The sequence below is a fragment of the Mycolicibacterium baixiangningiae genome (assembly GCF_016313185.1).
Taxonomy (GTDB): Bacteria; Actinomycetota; Actinomycetes; order Mycobacteriales; family Mycobacteriaceae; genus Mycobacterium; species Mycobacterium baixiangningiae.
Genome location: NZ_CP066218.1, coordinates 1,401,603 through 1,418,965 on the forward strand (window position 1 = coordinate 1,401,603; position 17,363 = coordinate 1,418,965).

At 68.9% G+C, this 17,363-nt stretch carries 15 protein-coding genes and 1 tRNA gene; 8 read left to right on the forward strand and 8 right to left on the reverse strand.

The window, feature by feature from the left end; all coding sequences use genetic code 11:
* Positions 1–21 precede the first annotated feature (21 nt).
* Together glmU and I7X18_RS06615 are read right to left on the reverse strand one after the other, a co-directional pair.
* Positions 22–1,488, reverse strand: coding sequence for a bifunctional UDP-N-acetylglucosamine diphosphorylase/glucosamine-1-phosphate N-acetyltransferase GlmU (gene glmU / locus I7X18_RS06610; RefSeq protein ID WP_193047858.1), 1,467 nt, complete (start codon positions 1,486–1,488; stop codon positions 22–24).
* A 4-nt stretch (positions 1,489–1,492) separates the two neighbouring features.
* A tRNA-Gln gene (locus tag I7X18_RS06615) sits at positions 1,493–1,564 on the reverse strand.
* A gap of 42 nt (positions 1,565–1,606) precedes the next feature.
* Between I7X18_RS06615 and I7X18_RS06620 the strand changes: the two genes are divergently transcribed.
* From I7X18_RS06620 to I7X18_RS06630, 3 genes are read left to right on the forward strand one after another with little or no spacing between them, the layout of a single operon-like run.
* Positions 1,607–2,245 (forward strand): TetR/AcrR family transcriptional regulator, encoded by a 639-nt coding sequence (locus I7X18_RS06620; protein ID WP_193047857.1) that lies wholly within the window; start codon positions 1,607–1,609, stop codon positions 2,243–2,245.
* 54 nt (positions 2,246–2,299) lie between these two features.
* On the forward strand, positions 2,300–5,926 hold the full coding sequence (mfd, locus tag I7X18_RS06625; protein ID WP_193047856.1) for a transcription-repair coupling factor: 3,627 nt from the start codon (positions 2,300–2,302) through the stop codon (positions 5,924–5,926).
* Entirely contained in the window at positions 5,926–6,876 is a 951-nt protein-coding gene (locus I7X18_RS06630; protein ID WP_193047855.1) for a nucleoside triphosphate pyrophosphohydrolase, read from the forward strand. The genes mfd and I7X18_RS06630 overlap by 1 nt, the downstream gene beginning before the upstream one ends.
* A gap of 13 nt (positions 6,877–6,889) precedes the next feature.
* On the opposite strand, the gene efeB is transcribed toward I7X18_RS06630, so the two are convergent.
* From efeB to efeU, 3 genes are read right to left on the reverse strand one after another with little or no spacing between them, the layout of a single operon-like run.
* The gene (gene efeB / locus I7X18_RS06635) at positions 6,890–8,218 is read right to left on the reverse strand and encodes an iron uptake transporter deferrochelatase/peroxidase subunit (RefSeq protein ID WP_193047854.1); all 1,329 of its coding nucleotides are present in this window, start codon (positions 8,216–8,218) and stop codon (positions 6,890–6,892) included.
* The gene (gene efeO / locus I7X18_RS06640; protein ID WP_193047853.1) at positions 8,199–9,362 is read right to left on the reverse strand and encodes an iron uptake system protein EfeO; all 1,164 of its coding nucleotides are present in this window, start codon (positions 9,360–9,362) and stop codon (positions 8,199–8,201) included. Before efeO ends, efeB begins: the two co-directional genes overlap by 20 nt.
* The gene (gene efeU, locus I7X18_RS06645) at positions 9,359–10,273 is read right to left on the reverse strand and encodes an iron uptake transporter permease EfeU (protein WP_193047852.1); all 915 of its coding nucleotides are present in this window, start codon (positions 10,271–10,273) and stop codon (positions 9,359–9,361) included. Before efeU ends, efeO begins: the two co-directional genes overlap by 4 nt.
* Before the next feature lie 175 nt (positions 10,274–10,448).
* Here efeU and I7X18_RS06650 point away from each other — a divergent pair, with 175 nt between their 5' ends.
* From I7X18_RS06650 to I7X18_RS06670, 5 genes are all read left to right on the forward strand, one after another.
* A complete protein-coding gene (locus I7X18_RS06650) occupies positions 10,449–11,180 on the forward strand; it encodes a lytic transglycosylase domain-containing protein (protein ID WP_193047851.1) in 732 nt (243 codons plus the stop codon).
* Positions 11,181–11,305: 125 nt separating this feature from the next.
* A complete protein-coding gene (gene eno / locus I7X18_RS06655) occupies positions 11,306–12,595 on the forward strand; it encodes a phosphopyruvate hydratase (RefSeq protein ID WP_193047850.1) in 1,290 nt (429 codons plus the stop codon).
* 3 nt (positions 12,596–12,598) lie between these two features.
* Positions 12,599–13,276, forward strand: a complete 678-nt coding sequence (locus tag I7X18_RS06660) for an FtsB family cell division protein (protein ID WP_193047849.1) — start codon at positions 12,599–12,601, stop codon at positions 13,274–13,276.
* Entirely contained in the window at positions 13,269–13,769 is a 501-nt protein-coding gene (locus I7X18_RS06665) for a DUF501 domain-containing protein (RefSeq protein WP_193047848.1), read from the forward strand. The genes I7X18_RS06660 and I7X18_RS06665 overlap by 8 nt, the downstream gene beginning before the upstream one ends.
* Positions 13,762–14,712 carry a Ppx/GppA phosphatase family protein gene (locus I7X18_RS06670; RefSeq protein ID WP_193047847.1) on the forward strand — a complete coding sequence of 317 codons (951 nt, stop codon included), beginning with the start codon at positions 13,762–13,764 and terminating at the stop codon, positions 14,710–14,712. Before I7X18_RS06665 ends, I7X18_RS06670 begins: the two co-directional genes overlap by 8 nt.
* Positions 14,713–14,802: 90 nt before the next feature.
* Here I7X18_RS06670 and I7X18_RS06675 read toward each other — a convergent pair whose 3' ends face one another.
* From I7X18_RS06675 to I7X18_RS06685, 3 genes are all read right to left on the reverse strand, one after another.
* Positions 14,803–15,294, reverse strand: coding sequence for a DUF4383 domain-containing protein (locus I7X18_RS06675; RefSeq protein WP_193047846.1), 492 nt, complete (start codon positions 15,292–15,294; stop codon positions 14,803–14,805).
* 83 nt (positions 15,295–15,377) lie between these two features.
* Positions 15,378–15,869 (reverse strand): DUF4383 domain-containing protein, encoded by a 492-nt coding sequence (locus I7X18_RS06680; protein WP_404822846.1) that lies wholly within the window; start codon positions 15,867–15,869, stop codon positions 15,378–15,380.
* 103 nt (positions 15,870–15,972) lie between these two features.
* Entirely contained in the window at positions 15,973–17,316 is a 1,344-nt protein-coding gene (locus tag I7X18_RS06685; RefSeq protein ID WP_193047845.1) for an HNH endonuclease signature motif containing protein, read from the reverse strand.
* Positions 17,317–17,363: the final 47 nt, after the last annotated feature.

Sequence of the window (17,363 nt, forward strand, 5' to 3'; positions counted from 1 at the left end):
CGCAGACAGAAGTGGTCGGGGTCACGACCCCTGGGAGTCCTCGCGGTGCCCGAGCGCCTTCTCCGCTGCGGCCGCTGCGGCGGCTGCCGCCGAGCCGGGGCGTTTGCGCGCCACCCAGCCCTCGATGTTGCGCTGCTGTCCGGCCGACACGGCCAGCGCGCCCGGCGGGACGTCGTCGCGGACCACCGTGCCCGCGCCGGTGTAGGCGCCGTCGCCGACGGTCACGGGCGCGACGAACATCGTGTCCGACCCGGTGCGCACGTGCGAGCCGATCGTGGTGCGGCTCTTGTTCTCCCCGTCGTAATTCACGAACACGCTCGACGCGCCGATATTGCTGTGCTCACCGATGTCGGCGTCCCCGACGTAGGTCAGGTGCGGCACCTTGGTGCCCGCGCCCAGCGTCGCGTTCTTGGTCTCGACGAACGCGCCGAGCTTGCCGCCGTCGCCGAGGACGGTGCCGGGCCGGAGGTAGCTGAACGGGCCGACGGTGGCGCCGTCGCCGATGACGGACGCCGAACCGTGGGTGCGCACCACCGAGGCGCCGTCGCCGACGGTGACGTCGGTCAGCGTGGTGTCCGGTCCGACGTCGCAGCGGCCGCCGATGCTGGTGCGGCCCAGCAGTTGGGTGCCGGGCCGGAGGACGGTGTCGCGGCCGATGGTCACGTCGACGTCGATCCAGGTGGAGTTCGGGTCGATGACCGTGACGCCGGACCGCTGGTGGGCGGTGACGAGGCGCCGGTTGAGCTCCGCGCCGAGCGCCGCGAGCTGGACGCGGTCGTTGACGCCTGCGACCAGGGCGCTGTCGTCGACGTGCGTGGCCCGCACGCTCAGCCCGTCCTGGCGGAGGATCGCGATGGCGTCGGTGAGGTACAGCTCGTGTTGGGCGTTGTCCGAACGCAGACGGCGCAGCGCCGAACGCAGCGCGGTGGTGTCGAATGCGTACACGCCGGCGTTGACCTCGCGGATGGCCTGCTGCGACGGGCTGGCGTCGGCCTGTTCGACGATGCCGGTGACCTCGTCGTCCTGGGTGCGCAGGATGCGCCCGTAGCCGGTCGGATCGTCGACGGTGGTGGTCAGCACCGTCGCCGCGGCCGACCCGTGGGTGGCCAGCAGCTCGGCCACGGTGTCGGCGTCGAGGAGCGGGGTGTCGCCCGTGGTGACCACGACGACGCCGGAGAAGTCTTCGGGTAGCGCGCCGAGCCCGCATTCGGCGGCGTGGCCGGTGCCGAGCTGCTCGTCCTGGATGGCGATCTCGATGGGCCGGCCGAGCTCGGCGGCCAGCGCGTCGACGGCGGGGGCGATGCGCTCACGGTCGTGGCCGAGCACGACGACCAGGTGCTCAGGTGCGACCTTCGCCACGGCGTGCAGGGTGTGCGCCAGCATGCTGCGGCCACCGAGGGTGTGCAGCACCTTGGGGATGTCCGAACGCATCCGCGTGCCTGCGCCTGCGGCCAGCACGAGAACAGCGGTGTCGGGGGTTCCGGTCATATTGCTCCGTCGCCAGGACTCGAACCTGAACTATCTGAACCAAAATCAGAGGTGCTGCCGATTACACCACGACGGATCGATCACCCGAGATCGTAGTCGAAGCCGATACGCTCGCCTTATGGCAGCGCCCGACAAGGAAGTGCGTGCACCCCGCGCCAGGATGACGGGCAGCGAACGCCGCCACCAGCTCATCGAGATCGCCAAGGCGCTGTTCGCCCAGCGGGGATACGACGGCACCTCGATCGAGGAGATCGCCCAGCGGGCCAACGTGTCCAAACCCGTGGTCTACGAACACTTCGGCGGCAAGGAGGGGCTCTACGCGGTGGTCGTCGACCGCGAGATGTCGGCGTTGCTCGACGGCATCACCTCGTCGCTGACCAACAACCGCTCGCGGGTGCGTCTGGAGCGGGTCGCGCTCGCACTGCTGACCTACGTCGAGGAGCGCACCGACGGCTTCCGCATCCTGATCCGGGATTCACCGGCGGCGATCACCTCGGGCACCTATTCGACGCTGCTCAACGACGCCGTCAACCAGGTGAGCTCGATCCTGGCCGGCGACTTCTCGCGCCGGGGGCTCGACCCCGAACTGGCCCCGCTCTACGCCCAGGCGCTGGTCGGTTCGGTGTCGATGACCGCGCAGTGGTGGCTCGACACCCGTGAACCCAAGAAAGAGGTCGTCGCCGCTCACCTGGTGAACCTGATGTGGAACGGGCTGACACACCTCGAGCCCGACCCCCAGCTGCAGGACGAGGACTAGCCGGTCCACCACGGCGGGCGGCGACCTCGCGCCGTTGCCTAGAATGGGGTCATCATGACCGTATCGGGGCTTCGCCATGTCCAGACCCCGATTGCGGGGCTCGTCGAGTTGGCACTGCGCGATCCGTGCCTGGCCGACCTCGCCCGTCGCGCCGCCGACAAACCCGACGAACTCGCGATGGTCGGACCCGCCAGCGCCCGGCTCCTCGTCACCGCCGCACTCGCACAGGCCGGTCCGCTGCTGGTGGTCGCGGCCACTGGCCGGGAGGCCGACGATCTGACGACCGAGCTGCGCGGGGTCATCGGCGACGCCGCGGCGCTGTTCCCGTCCTGGGAGACGCTGCCGCACGAGCGCTTGTCGCCCGGCGTCGACACCGTCGGCGCGCGGATGATGCTGCTGCGCCGCCTGGCGCATCCCGACGACGCCCGGCTGGGCCCGCCGCTGCAGGTGGTGGTCACCACAGCCCGCTCGCTGGTGCAGCCGATGGCGCCCGGCCTTCCCGATGTCGAACCGGTGACGTTGCGCGTCGGGACCGAGATCGAGTTCGACGCCGTGATCGCCCGGTTGGTCGACCTCGCCTACACCCGCTGCGACATGGTCTCCAAACGTGGGGAGTTCGCGGTCCGTGGCGGCATCCTCGACGTCTTCCCGCCGACCGCCGAACATCCGGTGCGCGTGGAGTTCTGGGGTGACGAGATCTCCGAGATGCGGATGTTCGCCGTCGCCGATCAGCGCTCCATCCCCGAGATCGAGGTCGACACCGTCATCGCGGTGGCGTGCCGCGAACTGCTGATGAACGAGGACGTCCGGCAGCGGGCCGCGGTGCTGGCCGCCGCGCATCCGACGCACGAGAACACCGTGCCGGGCAGCGTGCCCGACATGCTGGCCAAGCTGGCCGAGGGCATTCCCGTCGACGGGATGGAGGCGCTGCTGCCGCTGTTGCGCCCCACCGACCTGGCGATGCTGTCCGACCACCTGCCTGCCGGGGCGCCGATCCTCGTCTGCGACCCCGAGAAGGTGCGCACCCGGGCGGCCGATCTGATCAAGACCGGCCGTGAATTCCTCGAGGCGTCGTGGTCGACGGCGGCCGTCGGCGGCGATGCGCCGATCGACCTCGAGGCGATGGGCGCGTCGGGCTTCCTCGGGTTCAACGAGGTGCGCACCGGCGCGCGGGCCGGGGGCCACCCGTGGTGGACGTTGAGCCAGCTGTCCGACGAGAAGGCCATCGAACTCGACATCCGGTCGGCGCCGTCGGCGCGCGGGCAGTCGTCGCTGGAGGAGATCTTCGCGATGCTCCGCGCGCACGTGGCCACCGGCGGCCACGCTGCCGTCGTGACTCCCGGCGCGGGCACGGCGCACCGCGTCGTCGAGCAACTGGGCGAAAACGACACGCCCGCAACCATGCTCGAACCCGGCGAGGCGCCGACGGCCGGTGTGGTCGGGGTGCTCAAGGGTCCGCTGCACGACGGGGTGGTGCTGCCGGGCGCCTCGCTGGTGATCGTCACCGAGGCCGATCTGACCGGCAGCCGGGTCGCCGCCACCGAGGGCAAGCGGCTGGCCGCCAAACGGCGCAACGTCGTCGATCCGCTGGCGCTGACCGCGGGCGATCTGGTGGTCCACGATCAGCACGGCATCGGCCGGTTCGTCGAGATGACCGAACGCGTCGTGGGCGGGGCGCGCCGCGAATACCTGGTGCTGGAGTACTCGTCGAGCAAGCGCGGCGGCGGGTCCGACCGGCTGTACGTGCCGATGGACTCCCTCGACCAGCTGTCGCGCTACGTCGGCGGCGAGGCGCCGTCGCTGTCGAAGCTCGGCGGCAGCGACTGGGCGAATACGAAGACCAAGGCCCGCCGCGCCGTCCGGGAGATCGCCAGCGAGCTCGTCGCGCTCTACGCCAAGCGGCAGGCCGCGCCGGGTCACGCGTTCGCCCCGGACACCCCGTGGCAGAACGAGATGGAGGATGCGTTCGGCTTCACCGAGACCGTCGACCAGCTCACGGCCATCCAAGAGGTGAAGGCCGATATGGAGAAGCCGGTTCCGATGGACCGGGTGATCTGCGGCGACGTCGGCTACGGCAAGACCGAGATCGCGGTGCGCGCGGCGTTCAAGGCGGTCCAGGACGGTAAGCAGGTGGCGGTCCTGGTGCCGACGACGCTGCTGGCCGATCAGCATCTGCAGACGTTCACCGCCCGCATGTCCGGCTTCCCGGTGACGGTCAAGGGGCTGTCGCGATTCACCGATCCCGCCGAATCGCGGAAGGTGATCGAGGGGATGAAGGACGGTTCGGTCGACATCGTCATCGGCACCCACCGCCTGCTGCAGACCGGTGTGCTGTGGAAGGACCTCGGGCTCATCATCGTCGACGAGGAACAGCGGTTCGGCGTCGAACACAAGGAGCACATCAAATCGATGCGCACCCACGTCGACGTGCTGACGATGAGCGCGACGCCGATCCCGCGCACCCTGGAGATGAGCCTGGCCGGCATCCGCGAGATGTCGACGATCCTGACCCCGCCGGAGGAGCGCTATCCGGTGCTGACCTACGTCGGGCCGCAGGACGACAAGCAGGTCGCCGCCGCGCTCCGCCGCGAACTGCTGCGCGACGGGCAGGCGTTCTACATCCACAACCGGGTGCGCACCATCGATCAGGCGGCGACGAAGATCGCCGCGCTGGTGCCCGAGGCGCGGGTCGTCGTCGCGCACGGCCAGATGCCCGAGGAACTGCTCGAGCGCACCGTCGAGGGCTTCTGGAACCGCGACTACGACATCCTGGTGTGCACCACGATCGTGGAGACGGGCCTGGACATCTCGAACGCCAACACGCTGATCGTGGAGCGCGCCGACACGTTCGGCCTGTCGCAGCTGCACCAGCTGCGGGGCCGGGTGGGCCGCAGCCGTGAACGCGGGTACGCCTACTTCCTGTATCCGCCCGAGCAGCCGCTGACCGAGACGGCCTACGACCGGCTGGCCACGATCGCCCAGAACAACGAGCTCGGTGCGGGTATGGCCGTCGCGATGAAGGACCTCGAGATCCGCGGGGCGGGCAACGTGCTCGGCGCCGAGCAGTCCGGCCATGTGGCGGGCGTCGGTTTTGACCTCTACGTGCGGCTGGTCGGTGAGGCCGTCGAGGCCTACCGTGCCGCCGCCGACGGCAAAACCGTTGCCACACCGCAGGAAACGAAGGATGTGCGGATCGACCTGCCGGTCGATGCGAACATGCCGCCGGACTACATCGGCAGCGACCGGTTGCGGTTGGAGGCCTACCGCAGGCTGGCCGCGGCGTCCGACGACGCCGGTGTCGACGCGGTCATCGACGAGCTCGTCGACCGGTACGGGCCGCTGCCCGAACCGGCGCGGCGTCTGGTCGGCGTCGCCCGGCTGCGGTTGCTGTGTCGCGAGTACGGCATCACCGACATCAGCTCGGTATCGGCGTCGACGGTCAAGCTCTCGCCGATGGAGCTGCCGGACTCCGCGCAACTGCGGTTGAAGCGGATGTATCCGGGCGGTGGCTACCGGGCGACGACGGGGGCGGTGACGGTGCCGATCCCGCGGGCCACCGACAGCGTCGGCTCACCGCGCATCCGGGATGCGGAGCTGGTGGCGATGGTGGCCGGTCTGATCTTGGCGCTCAACGGGAAACCGCAGGCGGAGATCGACATGACGAAGTTCAGGGGCGCGTGATGACGGTCGTCCTGGTCGATCCGCGCCGTCCCTCGCTGGTCCCGGTCGAGGCGATCGGGTTGCTCGCCGGCGACGTGCAGTACACCGAGGAGATGCCGATCAAGGTGCCGTGGTCGCTGCCCGCGGCGCGGCCGTGGTTCTCCGATGCGTCCGAGGACGACGCCGCGGCAGTGCTGCTGTCGTCGGATCCGGGGCACCCCGCAGTGCGGGCCCGCCTCGCCGCGGGGGAGCGGGTGATCTGCGCACCGGATCCGCAACCGGGTGAACGCCTGGTCGACGCCGTGGTGATGATGGACAAGCTGCGGACCTCGGGGCCGTGGGAGAGCGAGCAGACCCACGATTCGCTGCGCCGCTACCTGCTCGAGGAGACCTACGAGCTGTTCGACGCGGTACGCAGCGGCGACGCCGACGAACTGCGTGGCGAACTCGGAGATGTGCTGCTGCAGGTGCTGTTCCACGCCCGTATCGCCGAGGACGCTCTGGAGCATCCGTTCTCCATCGATGACGTCGCCGATTCGCTGGTCCGCAAACTCGGCAACCGGGTGCCGGCTGTGCTTGCCGGAGAATCGATTTCGCTCGACGACCAGCTGGCGCAGTGGGAGGAGCGCAAGGCGCTGGAGAAGACGCGCGATTCGGTGATGGACGACGTGCCGACGGGCCAGCCTGCGTTGGCGCTCGCGCAGAAGGTGCTCGCACGCGTCGCCACGGCGGGTCTGCCCGCCGATCTGATCCCCGCCGAGCTCACCACCGTCACCGTCTCGGCGGACTTCGACGCCGAGAACGCCTTGCGCACAGCGGTTCTGGAGTTCATGGACACGGTGCGTAGCGTCGAGCACGCGGTCGCGGCCGCGCGCCGTGGTTCAGACGTGCCGGAGCAACTCGACAGCGCACCGCTGACCCGGATCACCGAGGAGGAGTGGCGGGCGCACTGGCCGGCAGAACAGCCCTAGCGTCTGGGGCGACTCACCGGAACAGTGTCGAACCCCAATACGCCGACGTGTCACCGTCACGCACTCCCGGCGGGCAGGCGAACAGCGCGCTGCCGGTGTGGGTGATGTATTCGTTGAGCAGGTCGCGGCGAGCCAGTTCGGCCTGCATCGGGATGAACTGCGTCCGTGGGTCGCGCATGAACGCGATGAAGAACAACCCGGCGTCGAGGTGTCCGAAGCCGTCCGAACCGTCGGTGAAGTTGTAACTGCGCCTGAGCAATTCGACGCCACCCAGGTGTTCGGCCGACGCCAGTCGCACGTGCGCGGCCGGATCGATCAGCGGTTCGTCGTCCTTGTCCTTCAGGGTCAGATCGAGCGGCGCGAACTCGTCGGTGAAGCCGATCGGCGCACCGCTGCCCTTTTCGCGGCCGATCACGCGCTCCTGCTCCTGCAGGGTGGTGCGGTCCCAGTTCTCGATGCGCATCCTGATCCGCCGGGTGACCAGGTAACTGCCTCCGGTCATCCAGTCCGGTCCGTCGCCCGGGTTCACCCACACGTCGCGGTCGACCTTCTCGGTCTCCTCCGCCTTGATGTTGCGCGTTCCGTCCTTGAAGCCGAACAGGTTTCGCGCGGTGGTCTGCCCCTGGGTGGTCGACGACGTGCGCCCGAACCCGAGTTGGGTCCAGCGGATGGCGACGGTGCCGAACCCGACGCGCGCGAGGTTGCGGATCGCGTGCACGGCGACCTGCGGGTCGTTGGCGCACGCCTGCACGCAGATGTCGCCGCCACACTTGGCGGGGTCCAGCGTCTCGTTCGGGAACTTGGGCAGGTTCTGCAACGGCTCGGGCCGCTGACCGGCGATGCCGAAGCGGTCCGTGCCGTCCTTCTCGAAGAACGACGGTCCGAACCCGATGGTGAGCGTCAGCTGCGACGGCGGAAGCCCCAGCGCCTCACCGGTATCCGACGGCGGTGCGTAAGGGTTGCCGCCGACGGCGCCGTCGGCGAACGCCTCCCCGCCGGTGGCCATCCGTTCGGCCATCGCGGTCCACTCCTTCAGCAGCGCGATGAGGTCGTCACGGTTGTCGGTGGTGACGTCGAACGCCGCGAAGTGCAGGCGGTCCTGCGATTCGGTGACGATGCCGGCCTGGTACTCGCCCCGGAACGGCACGGCCGTGGTCAGGTGGTCGGACGTCGCCGACGCGGCAGAAGCACGGCCGGCCAGCGCTCCCGCGCTGGCCGCACCGACTACCGCGGCGCCGACCCCCGCTGCACCGAACAGCGTCCGCCGGGAGATCCCGGTGGCGGGGGCGGCGTCCCGGTCATCAGGGTCGCTACTGGGGGTCTTATTGGGGAGCGATGACACCTTGCACCTGGCTGACTTCCTTGCTCAGCGCGTCGATCGCGCGGGACAACTCCTGGCGCTGCGGCTCGGTGACCTTGTCGTAGGACACGAACCCGTCGCCCTCGCGGTAGCGCTCGAGCAGTGCCTCGACGTCCTCGAAGCGCTGGTCCACCCGCTTGCCCAGCTCGGCGTCGCGCTCGTCGAGGATCGGCCGGACGGAGGCGACGGCGGTCTGCGAACCCTGCAGGTTGGCGTTGAAGTCCCACAGGTCGGTGTGGCTGAAGATGTCCTCTTCACCGGTGATCTTGCTGATCGAGATCTCGTCGAGCAGACCCTGTGCGCCACCGGCGATCTGGGTGGAGTCGATGGTGTAGTCGGGCGCCTTGACGCCGTCGTTGAGTTCCTTGACGTCGGCGACCAGCTGATCGGCGATCGCGTTGGTGTCGGGCTGCGGGCCGGTCACCCACAGATCCTTCTCGAGCCGGTGGAAGCCAGTCCACTTCTGACCGGGCTCCAGGTCCGCCTCACGCAGGTCGATCCGCGGGTCGAGGTCGTTGGGGAACGACTCGGCGACGGGCTCGATGCGCTCGAAGTACGTCCGCGTCGGCCCGAATTGCGCCTTGGCCGATGCGATGTCGCCGGCCTTGATCGCGGCGACGAACGCGTCGACGGCGGGCACCAGCGCCTCGGCCTGGCTGTTCACGTAGCGCTTGTAGTTGTCGGCGGCCTCTTTGAACTTGCCTTCGGTGTCGACCTGCTTGGCCTCACCGGTGACGGTGAAATCGCCGCGGATGCCGTCGCCGACCATGCCGGGACGGCAGGACGTCTGATAGGTACCGGGCTCGGAGAGCTGGACGATGAGTTTGCGCTGCAGCCCGGGGGAGATGTTCTCCACCTCGCCCATCACCCGGTCGCCCTCGCTGTAGACGTAGAACTCGGTGACCTTGCTGCCGTTGTTGGTCACCACGAAGGTGCTCGGACCGGTGCCGGCCTCGGTGCCCGACAGCTCGCAGCCGTCGTCGGTGGCGGCGACGGTGATCTCGCCCGGCGCCTCTGCGCCGCCCTCGCCACCCTGGTCCTTGGCCTGGCAGCTGGTCAGCGAGAGCCCGGTGAGCAGGGCGGCGGTGGTGGCGATACCGACCCTGGCGGCTGGGAAGACGTTCACGTGGTGGACCTTTCGGTGGCGGGACTCGGTGACGGGGTGCCGGGGCGCGCGGCGCGCGCACGGGACGGCCGGAGGAAGACGAACAGCACCACGACCAGGTAGGCCGACCACGCCACGAGTTGCAGCACGGTCGGGGTGGGCGTGATGTTGAAGATGCCCTGGATGACCTCGCCGTACCAGGACGACCAGTTGAACCAGGAGCTGATGTCGAAGGCGCGCGCGGTCAGGCCCGGCAGCCAGCCGACGGTCTGCAGCGCCCCGATGCCGTAGGAGAGGATCCCGGCGGCCACGACGATGAGGAACACGCCGGTGTATGTGAAGAACTTCCCGAGGTCGATGCGGATCGCACCGGCGTACATGCCGTAGGCGATCGCGACGGCGATCAGCACTCCCACGATCAGCCCGACCAGCGGCCATGCGGTCTCGGCCTCCGCGTAACCGACCATGAACAGCGCCGTCTCCACACCTTCGCGGCCGACGGCGAGGAACGCCAGGGCGGTCACGGCGAGCGCACCGGTCTCCAGGGCCTTGCTCATGTTGGTGCGCAGTTCGCCGGACAGGCCCGCGGCGGCCGACTTCATCCACAGCACCATCGTGGTGACGATCGCGACGGCCACCAGCGAGGCGATACCCGCGATCGCCTCCGCACCCAGGCCGGTGATCGTGTAGGCGCTGAACTGGATCGCCAGGAAGACCACGACGGTCATCGCGACCGCCGTGCCGACACCGATCCACACCCATTTGAGCGCGTCGCGGCGATCGGATTTGACCAGGAATGCGACGAGGATCGTGACGACGATCGCGGCTTCCAGGCCCTCCCTCAGGCCGATCAGGCCGCTTCCGAGAAGCTGGGAGGTGAGATTGGGTGACGCGGCATTGACGCTGGTCGACAGGGTCTCAACAGCGGTCATGGACGCATCCTCGCTCGATCTACCTCGCCAATTCAGCATTGGCTTGCCATAGCAAGGTGTGGCTCACCTTAACAGCACGGATACCCGGATTTGAGGGGTTCACCGCGGCGTGAGGTTGCCACCCCCGCGTCGGCGCATGGAACTATGGAGAGACCGAAGGGGTTTAGGGAGTCCGGTGTCGCCAGTTCGTTGGCTGCGGGGTATCGCGGTGGTAGGAGCCACGGCCCTGCTGATGGCCTCAAGTTGCTCGTGGCAGCTGGGCACACCCATCCCTGAAGGCGTTCCGCCGCCGGCCGGAGATCCCGTCCCCGCCGTCGACACCTACGCCGGCGGCCGGGCGGCCGATGCGCTGCACGAATGGGCCGCGGAGCGGGCGCCGCAACTGGGCATCCCGGTGACCGCGCTCGAGGCGTACGCCTACGCGGCGCGGGTCGCCGAAGTGGAGAACCCGGACTGCCACCTGACCTGGACGACGCTGGCCGGGATCGGGATGGTGGAAAGCCACCACGGCAACTACCGCGGCGCGATGGTCGCGGCCAACGGCGAGGTCACCCCGCCGATCCGCGGGATGCGGCTGGACGGTTCGAGCGGCAACCTCAAGATCGGCGACACCGATGCCGGTGAGCTCGACGGGGACGACGAGCTGGACCGCGCGATGGGGCCGATGCAATTCATCCCGGAGACGTGGCGGCTGTACGGCGTGGATGCCAACGGCGACGGCAAGGTCGACCCGGACAACATCGACGACGCCGCGCTGTCCTCGGCCGGCTATCTCTGCTACACCGGCAAGGATCTGTCCACCCCCCGCGGCTGGATGAACGGGTTGCGGGCCTACAACTACTCCGAGCAGTACGCCCGCACCGTGCGGGACTGGGCCACCGCCTACGCCGAGGGCCGCCGCCTGTGACTCCTGCGCCTGTAACTCCTGGTGGCGCCCCCGGCGGCCGCAGCATCTAGGCTGATGGGCGCACTCCGTAGACAATCGGAGACCAACGCCAGCCCACGCCGCCGAGCACCTTCAAGGAGACGCCAGTGCCCATCATCGAGCAGGTCGGAGCCCGCGAGATCCTCGACTCCCGTGGCAACCCGACGGTCGAGGTCGAGTTGGTACTGACCGACGGGACCTTCGCCCGCGCGGCGGTCCCCTCGGGCGCGTCGACCGGTGAACACGAGGCCGTCGAACTGCGCGACGGCGGCTCCCGGTACGGCGGCAAGGGCGTCGACAAGGCCGTGCAGAGCGTGCTCGACGAGATCGCGCCCGCGGTGATCGGGATGAGCGCCGACGATCAGCGGCTGATCGACCAGGCCCTGCTCGACCTCGACGGCACCCCCGACAAGTCCCGGCTGGGCGCCAACGCGATCCTCGGGGTGTCCCTGGCGGTGTCGAAGGCCGCGGCCGAATCGGCCGGCCTGCCGCTGTTCCGCTACCTCGGCGGCCCGAACGCCCACATCCTGCCGGTGCCGATGATGAACATCCTCAACGGCGGCGCGCACGCGGACACCGGCGTCGACGTCCAGGAGTTCATGGTCGCCCCGATCGGCGCCCCGTCGTTCAAGGAGGCGCTGCGCTGGGGCGCCGAGGTGTACCACTCGCTCAAGTCGGTGCTCAAGAAGCAGGGCCTGGCCACCGGTCTGGGCGACGAGGGCGGTTTCGCGCCGGACGTGGCGGGCACCAAGGCCGCATTGGACCTGATCTCGACGGCGATCGACGCCGCCGGCTTCACGCTGGGCACCGACGTGACGCTGGCCCTCGATGTCGCGGCCACCGAGTTCCACACCGAGGGCACCGGCTACAGCTTCGAGAAGGAGACCCGCACCGCCGAGCAGATGGCCGAGTTCTACGCGAGCCTGCTCGACGCGTACCCGCTGGTGTCGATCGAGGATCCGCTGTCCGAGGACGATTGGGACGGCTGGGTGGCGCTGACCAACCTGATCGGCGACCGGGTGCAGATCGTCGGCGACGACCTGTTCGTCACCAACCCGGAGCGGCTGGAGGAGGGCATCGAGCGGGGCGCGGCCAACGCGCTGCTGGTCAAGGTCAACCAGATCGGCACACTCACCGAGACGCTCGACGCGGTCGCGCTGGCCCACAACAGCGGCTACCGCACGATGATGAGCCACCGCAGCGGCGAGACCGAGGACACCACGATCGCCGACCTCGCCGTCGCCGTAGGCAGCGGCCAGATCAAGACCGGTGCGCCCGCCCGCAGTGAGCGTGTCGCGAAGTACAACCAGTTGCTGCGCATCGAGGAGACCCTCGGCGACGCTGCCCGCTACGCCGGTGACCTGGCCTTCCCGCGGTTCGCCCTGGAGACCAAATAGCTCGTGCCCGAATCGAAGCGGCCCGATCCCAAGCGTCGATCCCCGGCCTCCAGGCCGGGGAAGCCGGGTAAGCCCGGCGGCGCGGATCGGGGCCGCCCGAAGGGCACGTCCACCGCACGCCGTGAGCCGCGCGCCATCGAGGCCCGGCCGCAGTCCGAACAGCAGGACACCGAATCGGTCGGCCACGCGATCGTGCGGCGGGCCGAACAGCTCGCCGAGGAGCAGTCCGAGCAGCGGTTCGGTTCGGCGGCGCGCCGCGCGGCGATCCTGGCCGCGGTGGTGTGTGTGCTCACGCTGACGATCGCCGGGCCGGTGCGGACGTATTTCTCGCAGCGCACCGAGATGAAGCAACTCAAGGCCACCGAGGAGCAGTTGCGTGAGCAGATCACCGAACTCGAGCAGCAGAAGGTGAAGCTGGCCGACCCGGTGTTCGTCGCCGCGCAGGCGCGCGAGCGGCTGGGTTTCGTGATGCCCGGCGACATCCCGTTCCAGGTGCAGCTGCCGCCCGGGGCGGTGGTGCCCGGCGGCGGTCCGGCCGCCGAACAGCCGACCGCCCCGTCCGGACAGCCCTGGTACACCTCGCTGTGGCACACCATCGCCGACGAGCCCCACGGGGCCACGCCCGCCGTCCCGCCGGGGCCACCGCCTCCGCCCGCTCCGCCCCCGCCGCCCGGTGGTTGAGCGCACCGATCTGGACGCCGTCGCGCAGCAGTTGGGCCGTGAGCCGCGTGGTGTCCTGGAGATCGCCTACCGCTGTCCCAACGGTGAGCCCGGCGTCGTCAAGACCGCGCCGCGGCTGCCCGACGGCACCCCGTTCCCGACGCTGTACTACCTCACCCATCCGGCGCTGACCGCGGCGGCGAGCCGCCTGGAATCCGAAGGCCTGATGCGGGAGATGACCGAAAGGCTCTCGCAGGACACCGATTTGGCCGACGCGTACCGGCGGGCGCACGAGTCGTATCTGGCCGAACGCGATGCGATCGAACCGCTGGGCACGACGTTCACCGGTGGCGGTATGCCCGACCGGGTGAAGTGTCTGCACGTGATGATCGCCCACTCGCTCGCGAAGGGACCGGGGGTGAATCCGTTCGGTGACGAGGCGTTGGCGATCCTGGCCGCCGAACCGGGTATGCGGGGGATCGTGGACCCGAAGATATGGAGAACGCGTGGTTAGGGTGGCGGCGGTCGACTGTGGGACCAATTCGATCCGGTTGCTGATCGCCGACGAGGCCGACGGCCGGCTGACCGACGTGCACCGCGAGATGCGCATCGTGCGGCTGGGCCAAGGTGTGGACGCCACCGGTGAATTCGCGCCGGACGCTCTGGCCCGCACCCGCGCCGCGCTGGTCGACTACGCGGAGCTGATGCGGACCTTCGAGGTGGGCAGGGTCCGGATGGTGGCGACGTCGGCCGCCCGTGACGTCTCCAACCGTGACGAGTTCTTCCAGATGACCGCCGAGGTGTTGGGCGCGGTGGTCGATGGGGCGGTCGCGGAGGTCATCACCGGCACCGAGGAAGCCGAGTTGTCGTTCCGCGGCGCGGTCGGCGACCTCGATCCGGCGGCCGGACCGTTCGTGGTGGTCGATCTCGGAGGCGGGTCGACGGAGGTGGTGGTCGGTTCGGGTGCGCCCGGAGACGGTGTGCAGGCCAGCTTTTCGGCCGACATCGGCTGCGTGCGGTTGACCGAACGGTGCCTGCATTCAGATCCGCCGACCGTCGAGGAGGTCGACGCCGCACGGGCGGTCATCCGCACGGCGCTCGACGAGGCACTGAGTCACGTGCCGGTGCAGAGTGCGCACACGTGGGTCGGGGTGGCGGGCACGATGACGACGCTGGCAGCGCTGGCGCATCAGATGACGACCTACGACCCCGACGCAATCCACCTGTCGCACACAGGATTTCACGCATTGCTCGAGGTGTGTGACGATCTCATCGCGATGACCCGTCAGCAGCGTGCGGCGCTCGGGCCGATGCACGAGGGCCGCGTCGACGTGATCGGCGGAGGGGCGATCATCGTCGAGGAGTTGGCGCGCCTACTCGGTGAGCGGGCCGGCATCGACGAGCTGGTGGTCAGCGAGCACGACATCCTCGACGGTATCGCGCTGTCCATCACCTGAATAGGGTGCCCGACTCCCCTGCGCGAGCAGACGCAAAGCTGCCCCATTTCGACGAATTCTGGACAGCTTTACGTCTGCTCGCGCCAGGAATCAGGCGCCGGATTTTGCGCGCGATTTGGCGCGTGCCCTTGCGCTTGCGCGCGAACGGGGCTTCGTCGGATCATGTTGCGCGGCAAGGGTCAGGGCCAGTATGACCATCACGACACCGAGGGCGAGGTGCAGCCAGTTGTCCGCGGGGTTGAGCGGGAACAGTTCGGCGACACCGCGGTGCCCCGATGCCGCACGGTAGATCCACATGCCGAGCAGCGTGATCCCGCCGGCGAGCAGATACGCGCGCGATGCGGCATACGTGCGGGCGCAGAACATTCCGGCCGCCCCGAGCGCCAGGTGGACGAGGTTGTGCAAACCTGAGACGGCAAACACTCCGAACAGCAATGCGTCGGAGTCGTGGCCGGCCCACCGCAGCGAGTCGTAGTTGGTGGTGACGCCCGGTAGGAAGCCCAGGGCGCCGAGCAGGAGATAGCCGGTACCGACGAACAGCGCCGCACCCTGGACGGCCATCAATGTGGGCCTCTTCACCATCGCTTGCCTCCCTTGACCTGCACAGAATCAATACCCGGGCGGCCCATTGTTCAACCGGGGCGGCCCGGGTATCGCTGCGTCGGTCAGCGGGTCGCCGGAGGCGTGCGACCGGTGGCGTGGGCGGTGTCGCGACGGCTCAGTACGACGCCGAGTCCGATCATGGCGAGTGAGAGCACGAGGTGCAGCCAGTTGTCGGCGTTGTTGACCGGCACGAAGTTCGCGCTGCTGTTGTGGTCGATCAGCATGCCGTAGATGAAGAGCACCAGATAGATGACGCCGCCGCCGATGAGGTAGGTGCGCGCGCCATTCCAGGTGCGGGCCATCAGGACGCCGGCCACGCCGAACAGCAGGTGCACGAGGTTGTGCAGGATCGACACGTTGAAGATTCCGAGCAGGGCTGCCTCAGAATGGTGGCCGGCGAACGTCATGGTGTCGTAGTTCGTCGTGATCCCCGGGATGAAACCGAGGATGCCCACGAGCAGGAACACGACGCCCACTGCGGCCGCCGCCTTCTGTAGCGAGGTCGCGTATCTCCCCATCACTCCGCCGGACCGCGCAGAATCGTTGTATGCCATGGTCACTCCTTTTCCTGGATGGACGACAGCACACGTACCCGGGCAGGGTGGGTGCAAACGCGCGCTCATCCCACCGGCCCGGTGCATAGCTGGTCAGCGACGGTTATTCGGGCTCGCCGTCCTGGTCTTTGTGGTCGGTGAGGTAGCGCTGTGGGTGGAAGTAGTTATTGACTCGGGGTTGGCCGGTGTCGAGGTGTTTGGGTGGGATCCAGTGGGTGCGGCCGTTGCCGGGGCGTTCGGTGGTGTATCCGGTTTTCTCGACCATGAGGTTGCCGGGTTGGCAGGCCAGGGTGAGGTCGGGGATGTCGGTGCGCCCGCCTTTGGCGTGGTCGTGGGTGTGGTGGGCTTCGGTCCAGTAGAACGGCACGGTGCAGTGGGGGTGGGTGCATCCGCGATCCCGTGCGAACAGGGCCAATCTCTGAGCGGTGGTGGCGTTGCGGCGGGCGCGGCCGAGGTAGAGGATTTCTTCGGTGTGGTCGTCGAACACCGCCAGGTAGTGCCGGGAGCGTGCGGCCATCCGGATCAAATCCCGGATGGGGAGTTTGTTACCGCCGCCGGTGTCGGCCCACCCCGCCGCACGTTCGAGTTCGTTGACGGTGGTGGTGGCGACGATGGTGGCGGGCACCCCGGCGACCTGACCGAGGGTCCCGGATTCCACGGTGTCACGCAGGACCCGTTTCAGCGCGTCGTGGTGGCGTTGTTCGGGGGTGCGGTCATCGCGTCCGGTGTGGGTGTCGTCGTGGGGCAGGTTGACCCCGGGCGCGGCGTGTTTGGCGGCCGCCACATCCCATAGGGCGCGGGTTTCGGCGTCGATGTAGCCCTCGACGCGGCTCATCCCATCGGCTTGCTGGCGACCCATTTTCAGGCTGCGGCGCCGCTGCTGAGTTGCGTAGTCGGGTTCGGTGCCGTCCTGGTCGATGAAGTCCAGCAGGGCTTTGGCGGCCTTCTTGAGCTGGTCGGGTCGCAACTCCTTCGCGTGGCCGACGAGGGTGTGTTCGTAGTCGTCGCGGCGGGCGAAGGACACCCAGACGGGGAGTTTCTTGACGAAGTCCTGGATGACCTCGACATGCTCGCGGCTGATCTGCCCGCGCGCGACCGCGGCGGCGGTGTGGGCCAGGTCGGTGCGCACGCGTTGCCCGGTGAGGGTGACCCGCGGCCCCAGCTGGGTGGCGTCGGTGAGCCGTTGTGTGGCGTCTTTGGCGGTGATCCGCAGGTGGTTGGCCAGCACATCGCGCAGCGAGGTCCCACCCAGGTCATGCGGATTGGCTTCCTCGACCAGCCGCGCGGTCAACCGGTGCTCCACGCTGGGCACCGCCCACACCGCCTGCTTGATCCGATCCAACTCCCCGACGATCTGCGGATGGGTCAGGTCGTTGATGGAGGCGGCCTGCATCTCCGTGACGGCCGCCAACAGGCGATCGACCGCGGTGCTGAACTCCCCATCCATGCATCGAACACTAGTTCGAACCACCGACAAATAATGGCCGCGCCGAA